This is a genomic window from Micromonospora sp. NPDC051006 (genome assembly GCF_044456245.1).
GTDB lineage: Bacteria > Actinomycetota > Actinomycetes > Mycobacteriales > Micromonosporaceae > Micromonospora.
In genome coordinates, this window is sequence record NZ_JBITFP010000005.1 from 284,420 (window position 1) to 298,082 (window position 13,663).

General features: G+C 69.7%; 16 protein-coding genes. 9 read left to right on the plus strand and 7 right to left on the minus strand.

All coding sequences use genetic code 11. The features are described 5' to 3' along the window. Positions 1–24 precede the first annotated feature (24 nt). Positions 25–219 carry a DNA-binding protein gene (locus tag ACIBBA_RS12050; RefSeq protein ID WP_396696364.1) on the plus strand — a complete coding sequence of 65 codons (195 nt, stop codon included), beginning with the start codon at positions 25–27 and terminating at the stop codon, positions 217–219. Between the two features lie 66 nt (positions 220–285). Here ACIBBA_RS12050 and ACIBBA_RS12055 read toward each other — a convergent pair whose 3' ends face one another. Then, positions 286–1,317, minus strand: a complete 1,032-nt coding sequence (locus tag ACIBBA_RS12055; RefSeq protein ID WP_396696366.1) for a DUF5937 family protein — start codon at positions 1,315–1,317, stop codon at positions 286–288. Positions 1,318–1,421: 104 nt separating this feature from the next. Between ACIBBA_RS12055 and ACIBBA_RS12060 the strand changes: the two genes are divergently transcribed. The 3 genes from ACIBBA_RS12060 (at position 1,422) to ACIBBA_RS12070 (ending at position 3,097) form a co-directional block, all read left to right on the plus strand. Continuing rightward, positions 1,422–2,003: a dihydrofolate reductase family protein gene (locus ACIBBA_RS12060; RefSeq protein WP_396696368.1), complete on the plus strand. Its 582-nt coding sequence runs from the start codon at positions 1,422–1,424 to the stop codon at positions 2,001–2,003. Positions 2,004–2,158: 155 nt separating this feature from the next. Beyond that, positions 2,159–2,677 (plus strand): HAD domain-containing protein, encoded by a 519-nt coding sequence (locus ACIBBA_RS12065; RefSeq protein WP_396696513.1) that lies wholly within the window; start codon positions 2,159–2,161, stop codon positions 2,675–2,677. Between the two features lie 60 nt (positions 2,678–2,737). Beyond that, the gene (locus ACIBBA_RS12070; protein WP_396696370.1) at positions 2,738–3,097 is read left to right on the plus strand and encodes a hypothetical protein; all 360 of its coding nucleotides are present in this window, start codon (positions 2,738–2,740) and stop codon (positions 3,095–3,097) included. Between the two features lie 32 nt (positions 3,098–3,129). On the opposite strand, the gene ACIBBA_RS12075 is transcribed toward ACIBBA_RS12070, so the two are convergent. Together ACIBBA_RS12075 and ACIBBA_RS12080 are read right to left on the minus strand one after the other, a co-directional pair. Then, the gene (locus ACIBBA_RS12075; protein ID WP_396696372.1) at positions 3,130–4,344 is read right to left on the minus strand and encodes an RNA polymerase sigma factor; all 1,215 of its coding nucleotides are present in this window, start codon (positions 4,342–4,344) and stop codon (positions 3,130–3,132) included. Next, complete coding sequence (locus tag ACIBBA_RS12080) at positions 4,344–4,760, minus strand: YciI family protein (RefSeq protein WP_396696374.1); 417 nt, start codon at positions 4,758–4,760, stop codon at positions 4,344–4,346. Before ACIBBA_RS12080 ends, ACIBBA_RS12075 begins: the two co-directional genes overlap by 1 nt. 366 nt (positions 4,761–5,126) lie before the next feature. Here ACIBBA_RS12080 and ACIBBA_RS12085 point away from each other — a divergent pair, with 366 nt between their 5' ends. Both ACIBBA_RS12085 and ACIBBA_RS12090 read left to right on the plus strand, forming a co-directional pair. Continuing rightward, on the plus strand, positions 5,127–5,801 hold the full coding sequence (locus tag ACIBBA_RS12085; RefSeq protein WP_396696376.1) for a DUF6891 domain-containing protein: 675 nt from the start codon (positions 5,127–5,129) through the stop codon (positions 5,799–5,801). A 73-nt stretch (positions 5,802–5,874) separates the two neighbouring features. After that, the gene (locus ACIBBA_RS12090; protein ID WP_396696378.1) at positions 5,875–6,399 is read left to right on the plus strand and encodes a hypothetical protein; all 525 of its coding nucleotides are present in this window, start codon (positions 5,875–5,877) and stop codon (positions 6,397–6,399) included. A 64-nt stretch (positions 6,400–6,463) separates the two neighbouring features. Here the strand turns inward: ACIBBA_RS12090 and ACIBBA_RS12095 are convergent, their stop codons facing one another. The 3 genes from ACIBBA_RS12095 to ACIBBA_RS12105 form a co-directional block, all read right to left on the minus strand. After that, the gene (locus tag ACIBBA_RS12095) at positions 6,464–7,312 is read right to left on the minus strand and encodes a phytanoyl-CoA dioxygenase family protein (RefSeq protein ID WP_396696380.1); all 849 of its coding nucleotides are present in this window, start codon (positions 7,310–7,312) and stop codon (positions 6,464–6,466) included. 176 nt (positions 7,313–7,488) lie between these two features. Then, a complete protein-coding gene (locus ACIBBA_RS12100; RefSeq protein ID WP_396696382.1) occupies positions 7,489–8,202 on the minus strand; it encodes a hypothetical protein in 714 nt (237 codons plus the stop codon). Positions 8,203–8,412: 210 nt separating this feature from the next. Continuing rightward, on the minus strand, positions 8,413–8,769 hold the full coding sequence (locus ACIBBA_RS12105; protein ID WP_396696384.1) for an LPXTG cell wall anchor domain-containing protein: 357 nt from the start codon (positions 8,767–8,769) through the stop codon (positions 8,413–8,415). A gap of 310 nt (positions 8,770–9,079) precedes the next feature. Between ACIBBA_RS12105 and ACIBBA_RS12110 the strand changes: the two genes are divergently transcribed. Further along, a complete protein-coding gene (locus tag ACIBBA_RS12110; protein ID WP_396696386.1) occupies positions 9,080–9,796 on the plus strand; it encodes a PIG-L deacetylase family protein in 717 nt (238 codons plus the stop codon). Continuing rightward, positions 9,793–10,443, plus strand: coding sequence for an RraA family protein (locus tag ACIBBA_RS12115; RefSeq protein WP_396696388.1), 651 nt, complete (start codon positions 9,793–9,795; stop codon positions 10,441–10,443). The genes ACIBBA_RS12110 and ACIBBA_RS12115 overlap by 4 nt, the downstream gene beginning before the upstream one ends. Positions 10,444–10,782: 339 nt before the next feature. On the opposite strand, the gene ACIBBA_RS12120 is transcribed toward ACIBBA_RS12115, so the two are convergent. Beyond that, positions 10,783–12,903 carry a glycogen debranching N-terminal domain-containing protein gene (locus ACIBBA_RS12120; RefSeq protein ID WP_396696515.1) on the minus strand — a complete coding sequence of 707 codons (2,121 nt, stop codon included), beginning with the start codon at positions 12,901–12,903 and terminating at the stop codon, positions 10,783–10,785. 308 nt (positions 12,904–13,211) lie between these two features. Here ACIBBA_RS12120 and ACIBBA_RS12125 point away from each other — a divergent pair, with 308 nt between their 5' ends. Then, positions 13,212–13,640 (plus strand): Fur family transcriptional regulator, encoded by a 429-nt coding sequence (locus ACIBBA_RS12125; protein WP_396696390.1) that lies wholly within the window; start codon positions 13,212–13,214, stop codon positions 13,638–13,640. Positions 13,641–13,663: the final 23 nt, after the last annotated feature.

Sequence of the window (13,663 nt, forward strand, 5' to 3'; positions counted from 1 at the left end):
AGCTGGCGGGGTTAGCATCGGCAGATGGACTCGTCTCTGGACGCGCTTCCGAAGATCGGTGCGCCGGCGACCCGAGCCCTGCACGGCGCCGGGTACACCACCCTGCGGCAACTCGCGGGCATCCCCCGATCGGACCTGGCCGAACTGCACGGCATGGGACCGAAAGCGCTCGGAATCCTCCAAGCCGCCCTTGAGCAGCACGGCCTCAGCCTCGGCTGAGATTCGCACACCCAAGCACAGTTGCGGCTCGCCCGCCGCTCATCGGGTTTCGGCCTCCCCAGGAGGTCAGGCGTCGGCCTGTCGGCCGGCCCCGCTGAGCAGTCGGTCGCCGAGTTCGGTCCGCGAGTAGAGCACCTGCCGGCCCGCCCGGCGCGAGGCGAGCAGCCCGGCGGCGCGCAGCGCCTGGAGGTGCACGCTGAGCGTCGGCGCGGAGAGCGCCATCTGGGTGGCGGCCTGGCTGGTCGACATCGGCAGGTCCAGCTGGGCCAGCAGGGCGGCCCGGGTCTGCCCGAGGACGCCGGCGAGCGCCGAGCCGGTCTGCGCGGGGTGCTCCTGCTCCTCCCAGAGCCGGCCGAGGCCGCGCGGAGAGTAGGAGACGCTGGGGGAGTCCGGCTGCGCGGTCCGCACCAGGACGTCCGGCCAGGCGAAGGCGCACGGCACGAGGAGCAGGCCGCGCCCGCCGCAGTCGGCATGTCCCTCGTAGTACTTGACGATTGTCAGCGTCTGGCCGGCGAACAGGACCGACGGGTGCAGGTTGCTCATCATCCGGTCGACACCACCGTCGGCGAGGGCATCGAGCCGGTAGGCGATGTCGTCGTTGAGCAACGCCTCGATCCGGGGCCAGTCGGGGGCGATCGCGACCCGGTGGTACGCCTCGAGCGCCTCGGTGACGGGCCCGATGCCCGCGTCGGGCCGCTGGAGCAGCGCCTGGAGCAGGGCTTGCCGCCCTTCGCGCCCAGGCCCCTGCTGGGCGACCCGGTGGCCCGCCAGGTGCGCCAACTCCTGCGCCACGACCTCCGGATCGGTGTCGGCGATCCGGGCGAGCGCGTCCGCGAAGGTCGAGGACCGGCGATCCGGCGGCGGCACCAGGAAATCGGGAATGTAGCCCTCCGGACGCACCAGCGCCCGCAGTAGGTCGAGGTCGCGCTTGCGCAGCCGGCCCGATCGCTCGGCGAACCTGTCGATCCAGGGCCGGTGCAGGTGCCGGCCCTGCCTGCCGGCGGCCAGCGCACGAAGGCTGGCGACGGTCTCCGTGAGCGGCGAGGCGGCGAAGCGTACGCGGGTCAGGTCAGCCGCCGTGAAGTGCAGGTGGATCACGCAGCCGCTCCTTCCGATTAGGGCTGAGCCTAATCATGGCCGTGTGGATGCCACCACCGAAGACTGAGGACATCCACTTAGACCACACGGATGGGACATCGAAGATGCGTACGTTGATCCACACCGCCTTCGTCTCGCTGGACGGCGTCGTCGACTCGCCCGGCGGCGGCAGCCGATCCGAGGACCACCGCAGCGGCGGCTGGACCTTCAAGGACATCGAGTTCCGGCCCGAGGCGTACGAGCTCAAGGGTCGGGAGACCGAGGAGGCCACCGCGCTGATGTTCGGCCGGACCAGCTACGAGGCGTTCTCGCCGTTGTGGCCGGACATGGAGGACTTCGCCGCCCTCAAGGATCTGCCGAAGTACGTCGTCTCGACCACCCTCGGCGAGGACGCCCTCGTCGACAACTGGGGCGACATCACGATCCTGCGTTCCCTCGAGGACGTCGCGAAGCTCAAGGAGACCGATGGCGGCCCGATCTTCATTCACGGCAGCGCAACCCTCGCCCGCAACCTCGCCGACGCCGGCCTGATCGACCGCTACCATCTGCTGCTCTACCCGGTGCTGCTCGGAGCCGGCAAGCGGATGTTCAGCGACACCGACAAGGACAAGCAGATGCTGAAGCTGGTCGAGTCCGAGACGTACGCCAACGGCATCACCAAGCTCGTCTACGACGTCGCCCACTGAGGCCGCCGCCGTGCCCGAGCTGACCGGCCGTCCCTGATACCTCGCAAGGGTCAAGTGCTCACGACCTTGGCGCGGGCGGTCGGGCAGCGAACCCCGTACCAGGCGGAGATCCGCACCTGACCCAGCCCGCATGGGCCCGATACGGTTCGAGCGTGATGCCCGGCTCCGCTGACCCGCCCTTGGTCTTCCTCGATGTGGATGGAACGTTGATTCCGTTCAAAGTCCGGCACCCGGGCCGGAAGCCTGCTCTGGGCGGCGTCGCTCAGCCGGTGAACGACACCGGTAATCCTCTGCTCGACAGACTCGACCCGGACGACGGTCGTCGGTTGTTGGCGTTGGGATGCCAACTCGTCTGGGCAACGACATGGATGGTCGGGGCGAATGAGGTCATCTCACCGCGACTCGGGCTTCCGGATCTGCCCGTCGTCGAATGGCCGGACGGCGACGGCGATCCGCCGCACGGCCTGCACTGGAAGATCATCGTCCTGACGCGGTGGGCGGCCGGACGACCCTTCGTGTGGCTTGATGACGAGATAACCGTTGCTGACCGGCTGTGGATCGCAACGCATCATCCGGGGCGGGCGCTGCCGCAGCGTGTCGACCCATACGTCGGCCTGACCGACGCGGATTTCTCAGCAGTACGCGAATGGCTCGAGTCGTGCGACAGCGACTGATCCCGCAAGCTCACATGCCGCAAACTGCTCTGACGAAGCTCTGTCGGACTAGGAGGATGCATGAGAACGGGAAGGGTGCTCGTGATCGGTCTCGATCCCGTCAGGATCCCGGGCTGGGATCCTGAGCCAGTCCTGGCGGCGATCGCACGCGGTCAGGCGCGGTTCGATGATCATGACATCGAGGCCGACATGTGCCTGGTGGCACCCGACGAGAACGCCGAGGGCGCGATCGTCGAGGCGCTGACCCGGAACGAATACGCCTGCGTGGTGGTCGGGGGCGGCATCCGCAAGCATGAGCCGTTGCTCGAGTTCTTCGAGAAGGTGGTGAACCTTGTCCGGCGCCATGCTCCCGGCGCGGCCATCGCCTTCAACAGCAGTCCCGAGGACACTGCCGACGCCGCTCTGCGCTGGCTGCGGTAGCTGAGCCTGGGCGCCGGCCGAGCTGGGAGAAGTCAGCTCAGCGTGGCCGCCTTGCGCAGCAGCACTGAGCGTTCGCGCTGGTTGGCACAGAGCCGGGCCGCCAGCTCCAGCTCGGCACGCGCTTCCGGTCGCCGGCCGAGCCGGGCCAGCAGCTCACCGCGTACGGTCGGAACCAGATGCGAACCGGGGAGCCGATCCGAGGCGATCAGCTCGTCCACCATGGCCAGGGCTTGCGCCGGGCCCGAGGCCATGGCCACGGCGACGGCCCGGTTGAGCTCGACCACCGGCGAGGGCGCGACCCGGCCGAGCGCCTCGTAGAGCACCACGATCCGGTCCCAGTCGGTCGCCTCGACGGAGGGTGCCGACGCGTGGGTGGCGGCGATCGCCGCCTGCAGGCCGTAGGGGCCGAGGCCGCGAGTCGATGCCTTGGCCAGCGCGGCCAGCCCACGGCGGATCGCCGAGAAGTCCCACCGCCGCCGGTCCTGGTCCTCGAGCAGGACCGGCGAACCGTCCGGGCCGGTCCTGGCCGGGAAGCGCGCGGCTGTCAGCTCGCACAACGCGAGCAGGCCGTGCACCTCCGGCTCGTCCGGCTGCAGCGCGGCCAGCGTGCGGGTCAGCCGGATCGCCTCGTACGCGACGTCGGGGCGCAGCAGCCGGTCGCCCGACGTGGCCGTCGACCCCTCGGTGAAGATCACGTAGAGGACGCTGAGCACGCCGCCCAGCCGCTCCCGGCGTTCGACGGCTGGCGGCAGCTCGAACGGCACCCCGGCCGCCGCGATCGTCTTCTTTGCCCGGGTGATGCGGGCCTGCACGGTCGGCACGGGTACGAGGAAGGCGCGGGCGATCTCCTCGCTGGACAGGCCGCCGACCACGCGCAAGGTCAGCGCCACCCGGGCCTCAGGGGACAGCACCGGGTGGCAGCTGACGAACATCAGCGCCAGCACGTCGTCATCGATCCTGTCGGGGTCGACTTCTTCAGCGACCGCCGGGTCGGCCGCCAGCAGGGCGTACCGGTCCTGGAGTGCGGTTCGGCGGCGGATCGCGTCGATCGCCCGTCGTCGGGCCGTGGCCATCAGCCAGCCGGCCGGATTGACCGGAGAGGCGAGCGGCCACGACACCAGCGCCTCGGCCACCGCCTCCTGGGCCGCGTCCTCGGCCAGCCCGAAATCGCCGGTGAACCGGGTCAGCGCGGCGACGATCCGCGCTGACTCGATCCGCCAGACGGCCTCGACGTCGGCCGTACCCATCAGATCTGGCCGTTGCTCTCGCGCCTGGCCCGTTCCTTGACGATCCGCTCGCTGTCCTGCGGGACCTCGTCGTGCCCGGCCACCCGGCGGACCTCGATCTTGGACCCGCGGACCGCCGGGACCCGCCTGGCCCACTCGACCGCCTCCTGCTTCGAGGCGACATCGAGCAGGAAGTAGCCCCCGAACAGTTCCTTGGTCTCGCCGTACGGCCCGTCAGTGACCACCGGGGCCTCGCCGCTGAAGTCGACCACGACGCCCCGGCCCGGATCGTCCAGTCCTTCGGCCGCGAGGAGAACACCGGCCTTGAGCATCTCCTCGATGAACCGGCCGGTCGCGGCCATCGCCTCGTCGATCGAAGCCATCATGGCCGCGTTCGTCTCATCGGTGCCCCGCATGATCAGCATGTACTTCGGCATCGCGTTCTCCTCATCCGGCGGGGCCGTCTCTCGACCCTCGCAGCCACATGTCGAACGGGCGGCCCGCGGATCGACACGGTCCCGGAGAAATCTCTCGCCGCGACGCAGCTGGTCCCTTCGGCCCACGTTCCGTCCGTCAGACCGGCCGCTGAGCGATGGCTGACGCGAGCGCCATGCTGATCAGAAAGCTTAACGGCGCAGCTGCCGCGCGCCAGGTGCTGGCCGCCACGCTGACGGATGACCATCGGGTGATCCAGGTTCCGGCTGCTGTGCTGTCTGCCATGCTCGGCACGCCAGGTGGGACGCAGTGCCGGGCGCCATGCCGGCTGGCCCATGCTGTCAGAGGCCCGTGTAAAGATCGTCGCCGTGACGCGATGGATCTACAACGATCGCCCCGAGGGCGTCAGGTTCCTGACCGACCGGATCGCGGAGCCGGGCCGGACGACGATCGAGGACGAGATCTGGGACTGGGTCGTGCGCGGCCACGACGACGCCGACGACTTCGTCGACTACTTCGACGAGGACGAGGAGCGTCACGGCGCCACCGACGAGGAACTCAGGGCGGCGTACGAGAAGACACTGGCTGCTCGGCGCGAGCAGCAGCGTCAGTGGGGTGAGGTGCGGAGCAACCTCACTATCGCGTTCGCCGAACTCAATGAGGTCGGTGTGTTGGCCAGAGAGAACTTCAGCTGCTGTGGCACCTGCGCGGCCGCCGAGATCCACGACGAACGGGACGACTCCCGGCACTGGCACGGCTACCTCTGGTTCCACCAGCAGGACAAGGAGTCGCTGCTCGCGAGCGAGGACGGCGAGGTCTACCTCGGCTATGGCGCCTATCCCGAGGTGGACTTCGACGAGGTCGCCTACGCGGCCCTGCCGGAGGCCGAGCAGCAGGCCCGCTACCAGGCCGACCTGGAACGGGTGCTGGACGAGATCGCCTTCCCGGTGCTGCGCAGGCACGGCCTGCGGGTCGAGTGGAACCGCAAGCAGTCAAGACGGATCCGGCTCACCGGCGCCCAGTGGTATGCCCCGTTGATATGAGACCCGCTTGCTTGACGTTCTGGACCTACACCCGGCGTGGTGACTGCTCGGCGCCTCCGTCATGAACGTTCTCATGCTCCTCGACGAGGCTCCCGAGGCCCTACGGCAGAGCCCGCCGGAAGCCTGGTTTCACGAGATCGAGCGCTCGCTGGAGGACGCTCCGCAGGCTTGGATCACAGCGATCGCCGCCATCGGCGGACTCAGCGACGAACATGCATGGAGCTTGTTGTCGTGGATCGAGTCCGCTGCGAGCCACGTCGTTCGCGCCCACTCACGAGATGCCTTGGTGACGTCCGCATTCGCTATGGCGCTCGTTCTGCAGGGCGGTCTCGATCGGCGCGACTGCTCGATCGTCCCCTCGCTGCTTCGGAGAGCCGCCGAGATCGGCGGCTTAGACTTCTCCGCCAGTGTGACTCAGGGATGTGGCCGTGCCGGGCCGCTGGGGCAGGAAGCGCTATTTCTCCTTGTCCATGCCTCGGGGGAGACGCCGGCAACCCACGTCGAGTCGGGTTCGGGTAAATCCTTCTCATTCGAGCGGCGGAAGCCCGACTTCGATGTCGAGGCCCTTGAGCGCTGGCTCGAGGGTGATGGCCAATGAGCCGAGCGCCAACGCGTAGATAGGAACAACGCAACTGTGGGTCATGGGCCCCCGGCCGCGGAATTCACTCCGCGCCCATCACCAGGCCCTCGATGGTGTGCTTCTGGCGGATCGGCGTGAGCGTCTCCACCACCGGGCACCGCAGGTGCGCGCGTACCGAGGCGGGCAGGTTCTCCCAGTACTCCCGGGTGACGGCCATGTCGTGGTGCCCGGCGTTGCCCGCGCCGGGCTCGTCCACGCCGAGCACCAGGACCGGGCGGGCGAGCGTGGAGACGTTCGGGGTGCCCCGGTGGATGGTGAGCGCCGAGCGGGCGGAGATGTCACCGCGGCGGGGGTACTTGCGTACGGCTCGCGCCTGGTAGCGGGAGTAGCGCTCCTTGGGCGGGAACATCGCATGGTCGAAGTCGTCGCCCTCGTCCCACTGCGTACCCGGTGCGATTTCGAACGGTCCCATCTCCTCCACGGTGTCGACCGTGGTCAGGTTGAAGGCCAGTGAGGTGAGCCGCCGCTGCCGGCGGGTGTCGGGCGGCATCGGAAAGTCCCGGTGCCACGGCTGCATGGCAGCGCCGGGGAATGGGATGTCGAAGCCGAGCTCGACGATCTCGTACTCGGGCCCGAGCACGGCCTGGCTGACCGCGACCACCCACGGATGGGTGACCAGGTCGACGAAGCCTCGCAGCTGCTCCGGGTGCATTTCCACGTACCACCGCTGCGGGCCGCGCCCGACGGCGCCGTCCGGCCGGGCGCGGGCCTCGCGGAACGCGGTGTCGATGTCCTCGTCCACCCGCTGCACCCAGTCGACGGCGAAGGCGGCCCGGCAGGAGGTGATCCCGTCGCGGTAAAGGTCGCCGAGTGCCTCCACCGGGACCTCCCCGATCTCGACGGACTGCGGGTTACGAACGTCGGCGCTCATCGGATCCTCCCCTGGGTGGCGGCGGTCAGACGAGTATTACAACGTTGTAGAACGGGCGCAAGAGACCGCGAAAGGGGATCGGAGCCCGGGTGTATCCGGTGCACGACCGAGGTGCAGCGCCGCCTCGCGGCCGGGGCTGCTGTTCGGGTCGTCGCCCTGGTCCCGCCGCGGTTTCTTCAGGCCAGCAGACGTTCCCGCATCGTCGCGCCCAGATTGATCGCACCTACCGCGCGAGGGCCGGCCGGATCGTGCACGTGGAGGGTGTTGTTGCGGCGCATCAGCTCACGGACCGCGGGTGGCAGCCGGGGCGGGTCGTCCATGGCCGCGAGGACCTGCGCGGTGCTCGAGATCAGCCGATCGGCCAGGCCGGCGGCGTCGGTGTCGATCCGCACCCGGCCGTACTCCCAGCCGGCGGTGGTCAGATCGAGCACCTCGAACATACGGGTCACGAGCGGGTTCGGGTCGGTCACCCGGTCGAGCCGGGACGCCTGGCTGCCGATCACCGCGACGGCTGCGGACACCTGGGCGTACGGGTGGAAGCCGCTCGGCAATGCGAACAGTGGCCACCGCAGGGCCGGGCCGGCCTCCTTCCACAGCGGCCGGTAGTTCCGACGGTGGACCAGGAGTCGCCGGCCCGTCCGTCGGTGTATCTCCTGGGCCTGGGCCTGTAGGTCGGCGTGGGCCTCATCGGCGACCTGGCTGACGATCCGGGCCGCCACCACGAGGCCGTCGTCGCTGTTCAGCAGCCCGCTGACGGCCTCGACCTGCTCGGAGAACCGGATCTGCGCGCGGGCGCCGTACCGGTACTGGACGTCCTGTAGCAGCACCTGCTGCCGCCCCGCATCGAGCTGGACCCGCCCGCCGCCCAGCAACCGCCGGAGCCAACGCATTTCGCCTCGTTTCAGCAGAGCCGTCCCGGACCGCGGCAATGCTAATGCGTCGTGCCTGTCTCGATGGTGATGGGGTGGGAGGGAGGGACGCTCTGCGCCGCCCCTCGCGGTCGGCTGCCGGCCTGGCGCGTCCCGCACCCCTTCCGCGGAAGCCCTGGTCGGACCGGGGTCCGACCAGGGCTTCACGGCTGTTCTGCTGATCCGATCGTGTCAGGCGACGAAGCGGGTACGGCGACGGCGCGCCACCACGAACAGGGCGGCGCCCGCGGCCAGCAGAGCGGCGGCGCCGCCACCCAGCAGGATGCCGGACTGGCCGGTGATCGGCAGCGACGGGCCGTCCTCGCCCCCGCCGCCCGCACCGCCGGCCGGGTTCACGACCAGCTTGGCCACGTCGTTGTCCGACGTCACGTCAGCGGTCGAGGACTTCGCCGTGACGGTGCCGGTGAGTTCCCCGGCGGCGTCGACCCGCAGCCCGAAGCCCCACGTGACGGCCTGGTCCACCGCGAGCGGGTGGATGGCCGTCCGACAGACGTAGCCGGTGTCCGCCTTCGTGCAGCCGGCGGGCACCGTCGTCACGGTGGTGCCCGACGGCGGCGTGAAGGTGACGGTCGCGGCCGGCTCGGTGATGCCGGAGGCGTACGCGGGACCGAGGTTCTTTGACGCCGACGTTCGCGGTGACCGTGGCGCCCACGGCGGCTCGGACCTCTCCGCCGACGGCGCTCACGTCGGAGCGGTTGGTGCCCTCGACGGTGACGATCACGTGCTGCGTGTCCAGGAAGAACGAGTCCTCGGTCTGGGCGCCCTCGGCACGCAGCCTTCACGTGATGGCGGTGGTCAACTCGCGCCGCCTGGCGACGCCGAAGCCGGTGGTGCCGGCATGAGCGCGCGGCGAATGCTGGTGGTGGGTGCCCACTCGGCCGACTTCGTCTGGCGGGCCGCCGGCGCGATCGCCAAACACACGGGCGCCGGAGGTGAGGCCGTGGTGCTGGCGCTCTCCTACGGCGAACGGGGCGAGTCCGGCGAGCTGTGGAAGGACCCGGACCAGACGGTGGAGAATGTCAAGCGGCTACGGCACCTGGAGGCGGAGCGGGCCGCCGCCGCGGTCGGCGCCCGGTTGGAAGCGTTCGATCTGGGCGACTACCCGTTGCGGATTCGGGACGAGGACGTCGACCGGCTGGCCGGCCTGATGCGTGAGTACGCCCCGCACGTGGTCATCACCCACCCGGACCGCGATCCGTTCAACCCGGACCACCCGGTGGCGCACACGGCGGTGGCGACCGCCCGGCAGCTCACCGCCGGCGCCGGGGTGTCCAGCGGTTTCCGGACCGCCCCGCCCTCGGAGTTCCTGGTCTTCGAGCCTCACCAGCCCGAGCTGTGCGGGTTCGTCCCCACCGTCTTCGTCGACATCACCGGTGCGATGCCGGCCAAGCAGGATGCGATGGCGGCGATGGGCGCCCAGGGCTACCTGCGCGAGTACTACACGCAGCGGGCCGATCAGCGCGGCAACCACGCCCGCCGGGTGACCGGCAACGCCGCCATCCGGCAGGCGGAGGCGTTCCAACGGCTGATCCCGAACGTGGTGGGTGCACTGTGAGCGGCGGCGCGGCGGCCGTCGAGAAGGGCGTGATCGAGACGCTGACCGCCGCCGGGGTGGCCACCGTCTACGAGGCTGCCGGCCGGTGCGGCCTGATCGACGTCGACCTTGTCCAGGTCGTGCCGGGCACCCGGGTCGCCGGGCCGGCCCGGACCGTCCGCTGCGGCCAGGACGACAACCGGGCCGTGCACGAGGCGATGACGCTCGTGCGCCCCGGCGAGGTGCTCGTACTCACCATGCCCGAGCCGGCCCCCGTCGCCCTGCTCGGCGAGCTGCTGGCCACCCAGGCCAAGGTCGCCGGCGCGATCGGCGTGCTGATCGATGCCGCGGTCCGGGACGTCGACGAACTCCGGGAACTCGGACTGCCGATCTGGGCCCGCTGGCGCCGGGTACGCGGAGCGACCAAGCGCGAGCGGGGCTCGCTGGACGTGCCGGTCCGGGTTGGCGGCGCGACCGTCGAGCCGGCAGACATCGTGGTGCTCGACGCCGACGGGGCCGTGGTGGTGGCGCGGAACAGCGCGGCCGACGTCGCCGCCGCGACGAAGACTCGGATCGACAAGGAGACCGGACTGCGCGCCCGGCTGGATGCCGGCGAGTTCAGCTATGACCTGCACGGGTTGCGGACGCAGGACGAGTCCGGCGGCTGACCAGGAGCAGCCCGAGTCATGGTTGCGAGGCGCAGTTCATTGCCCGGCCGAGCACGACACCGCGGCGTTACGTGTAGGGAAGAGGAAGTCGACCGTGCCCGTGCCACCGGGCTGGCCTGGCGGCACGGGTAGACCGGGTTCGCTGTTCAGGACGTAGAACCCGCCGCTCCCGACCAGACGGGGTGTCACGGCCAACATCTGCGCTGCCATGGTCGCTCCGGTCGGCCGCACCACGCTGTCGCGCAGGAGTGTGAAGAGGTCTTCGTTCAGGTTCGCGACGTGACCCGTGCTCGGACGTGGGCAGGGACCCGGGTCACCGCCTGCGTCGGTAGCGCGTTCTCACGGGGCGAGACGGATGCCCGACTGGGTTCTCGTTGCCTCGACCTCCCACCGTTTGCCGAAGGCGGACACGTTGCTGAACTGGATCCGCCCGATCTCGGGCGGGATCTCGGGATCGAGGGTGAGTTGGCCGTCCCTGGGCTCCAGGCCGAGCATGGTGCGCATGAAGAGGATGGGCGCCGCGCTGGCCCAGGCCTGCGGGTTGCAGGCGGTCGGGTAGGGGACGGGGGCGCGGCCGAACGACCGGTCGTAGCCGGAGAAGGCCTCGGGAAGGCGGTGTTCGGAGAACTCTGCGGCGTCGAGCATCGCCATGATGATCCGGTTGGCCTCCTGGCGGAATCCGTAGCGGGCGAGGCCGTGAGCGATGATCGAGTTGTCGTGGGGCCAGACGGTGCCTCGGTGGTAGCCGATGGGGTTGTAGGCACGATCGGCCGTGGAGGTCGTCCGGACGCCCCAGCCGGAGAAGAGGTGTTCGGACATCAGGTGGCCGGCGATGATGGCGGCGCGTTCGGTGGGGACTATGCCGCTCCAGAGCAGGTGGCCCATGTTGGAGGTCATCAGGTCGATCTGCCGGTTGTCGCCGTCGAGACCGAGCGCGTAGTAGCCGCCGCGGTCGTCGATCCAGAAGTCCCGGTTGAAACGGTCGCGCAGGTCGGCTGCCTCCGCGCGGAGTCGGGTGGCCAGTGGGGCGTCGGCGAGCGGGCCGTCGGCGAACTCGGCGAAGCGGAGCTTGGCGTCGTAGGTGTAGCCCTGGATCTCGCAGGTGGCGATGGGGAGGAAGGGCATGGCGCCGGTGGAGAACAGGACGCCGTCCCAGGAGTCGCGCCAGCACTGGTTGCCGAGTCCCTGGGGCGAGCGGGTGGCGTACTCGACGTAGCCGTCGTTGTTGCGGTCGCCGTGTTCCTCGACCCAGCGCAGCGCGGCGTAGGCGTTGTCGCGCAGGTCGCGCACGAACTGGTCGTCGCCGGTCCAACGCCAGTACTCGGAGAGGAGGATCAGCCACAGTTGGGTGGCGTCGGCGCTGCCGTAGTAGGGGTTGTGTGGTTTGAGGCCGAGCCTGGTCAGCTCACCGGATCGGTATTCGTGCAGGATCTTGCCGGGCTCCTGGTCGCTGAAGTCGTCGAACTCGGTGGCCTGGTAGAGGGCGAGCGCGAGCAGTGCGCCGCGCGCCAGGTCCGGGCCGCCGCCCATCGTCTGGTAGGCGGTGATCAGCATGTCCCGGCCGAACACGGTGAGGAACCACGGCAGCCCCGCCGACAGCAGAACGACGGGCTCGTCCTTCAGCCGTATCTCGTTGCGTAGGGCGGTCAGATCCGCGGTGGACTTGCGATACATGGCGCTCAGCACGGCGGAATCCGTGTGCAGGATCGGTTTGGCGTTCTCCCAGCGAGCCAGGGGATCGTCGTGCTCGACGTCGAAGGCCTCGCCGAAGCCGCGGTTGGTCGGTGCGGTCTCCGTCTCGCCGTAGTCCAGTGGTACGCGCAGGTCGCATCGCCACTCCTGGTTGGGTGCCAGGCGTAGCTCCCACACCATCTCGTCGCCCACTATCTCGCTCGCCGGCGGGTCCGCCAGCACCTCGGTGCGGGCCCCGAAGGTGTGGTTGCGGTATATGAAGTCCAACCGCGAGCCGTCGGTGGCGTGTGCGCGGGTGATCTGGTGGGAACGATCCCGGACGGTCTCCTTGATCTCGAACAGGTCGGCGAAGTCCGTGCCCACCGCCAACCGGACCTGGATCGACACCGCCTTTCCGGCGTACGACTGCAGCTCGATGCGTTCGTGCATGCCGTCGCCGATGAACCGCTGCCGGCGTACCCCGATGGCGTTGGCGTGCAGGCCGGGGAGTTCGGGGTTGGCCAGGAAGAACGCCGCCGAGTAGTCCTCCACCGTGCCCGAGCGCAGGACGAGCAGCGGCGACCCGCAGATCGTGAGTTGCCACCGGTTCAGAAAGCGGGTGTCGTCGTGCACCAGCCCGCCGATCGAGCCCGGAGGCACGTCCCCGGCCGCGTCGGAGAACATGAACGTCCGCCGCTCGAGCACACCGACCGCGTCCGGTCCCAACTCGGGTGGGAGATTCCGTACCGTCTCGCTCGGGATGTCACTCGGACGCGTCACATCGGGCATCGGATCGGCCGGGGTGGGTCGGCGAGCGGTGTTCGTCACGGCGCACCTTCCGACGAGCAGAGAACGACCAGACGCGAGATGCCTTCATCGCTCAACGTAACCGCAGGCTGCGGCTGGCTCATCGGAATCCGGCGGCCGGCGGCATCTCCGGAGGCGGGGGCAGCCGCCGGCAGGTCGGCCCGCCACAATCCGGGTCTCGGCGGTACGGTGTCTGATATCGCTGGGTTTCGCCGTTTCGGTGAGCACCTATCGGGTTAAGACCGACGATAAACTTGAACTGTTCCAGAAGAGTGGACTATGTTCGGCAGGTGACGTCCGACTTCGAGGCGCAGCTGCGGGCTGTCTCGTTGCGGGTGACCCGGCCTCGGTTGGCGGTGCTCGCCGCGCTACGAGACCACCGCCACGTCGATACCGACACGGTGATCCGGCTGGTACGGGCTGATCTCCCCACGGTCTCCCACCAGGCGGTCTACGACGTCCTGCGGGCGCTCACCGATGCCGGTCTGGTGCGGCGCATCCAGCCCGCCGGCGCCACCGCCCGCTACGAAGCACGGGTGGCGGACAACCACCACCACATCGTGTGCCGCTCCTGTGGCGCGATCGCCGACGTCGACTGCGCCGTCGGCCACGCCCCATGTCTCACCGCCTCGGACGATCACGGCTTCGTGGTCGACGAGGCGGAGGTCGTCTACTGGGGCACCTGCCCCGACTGCGCGACCGAACGCACCGCCCAGTGATCCGCCAGTTCGGAAGGAAGTAG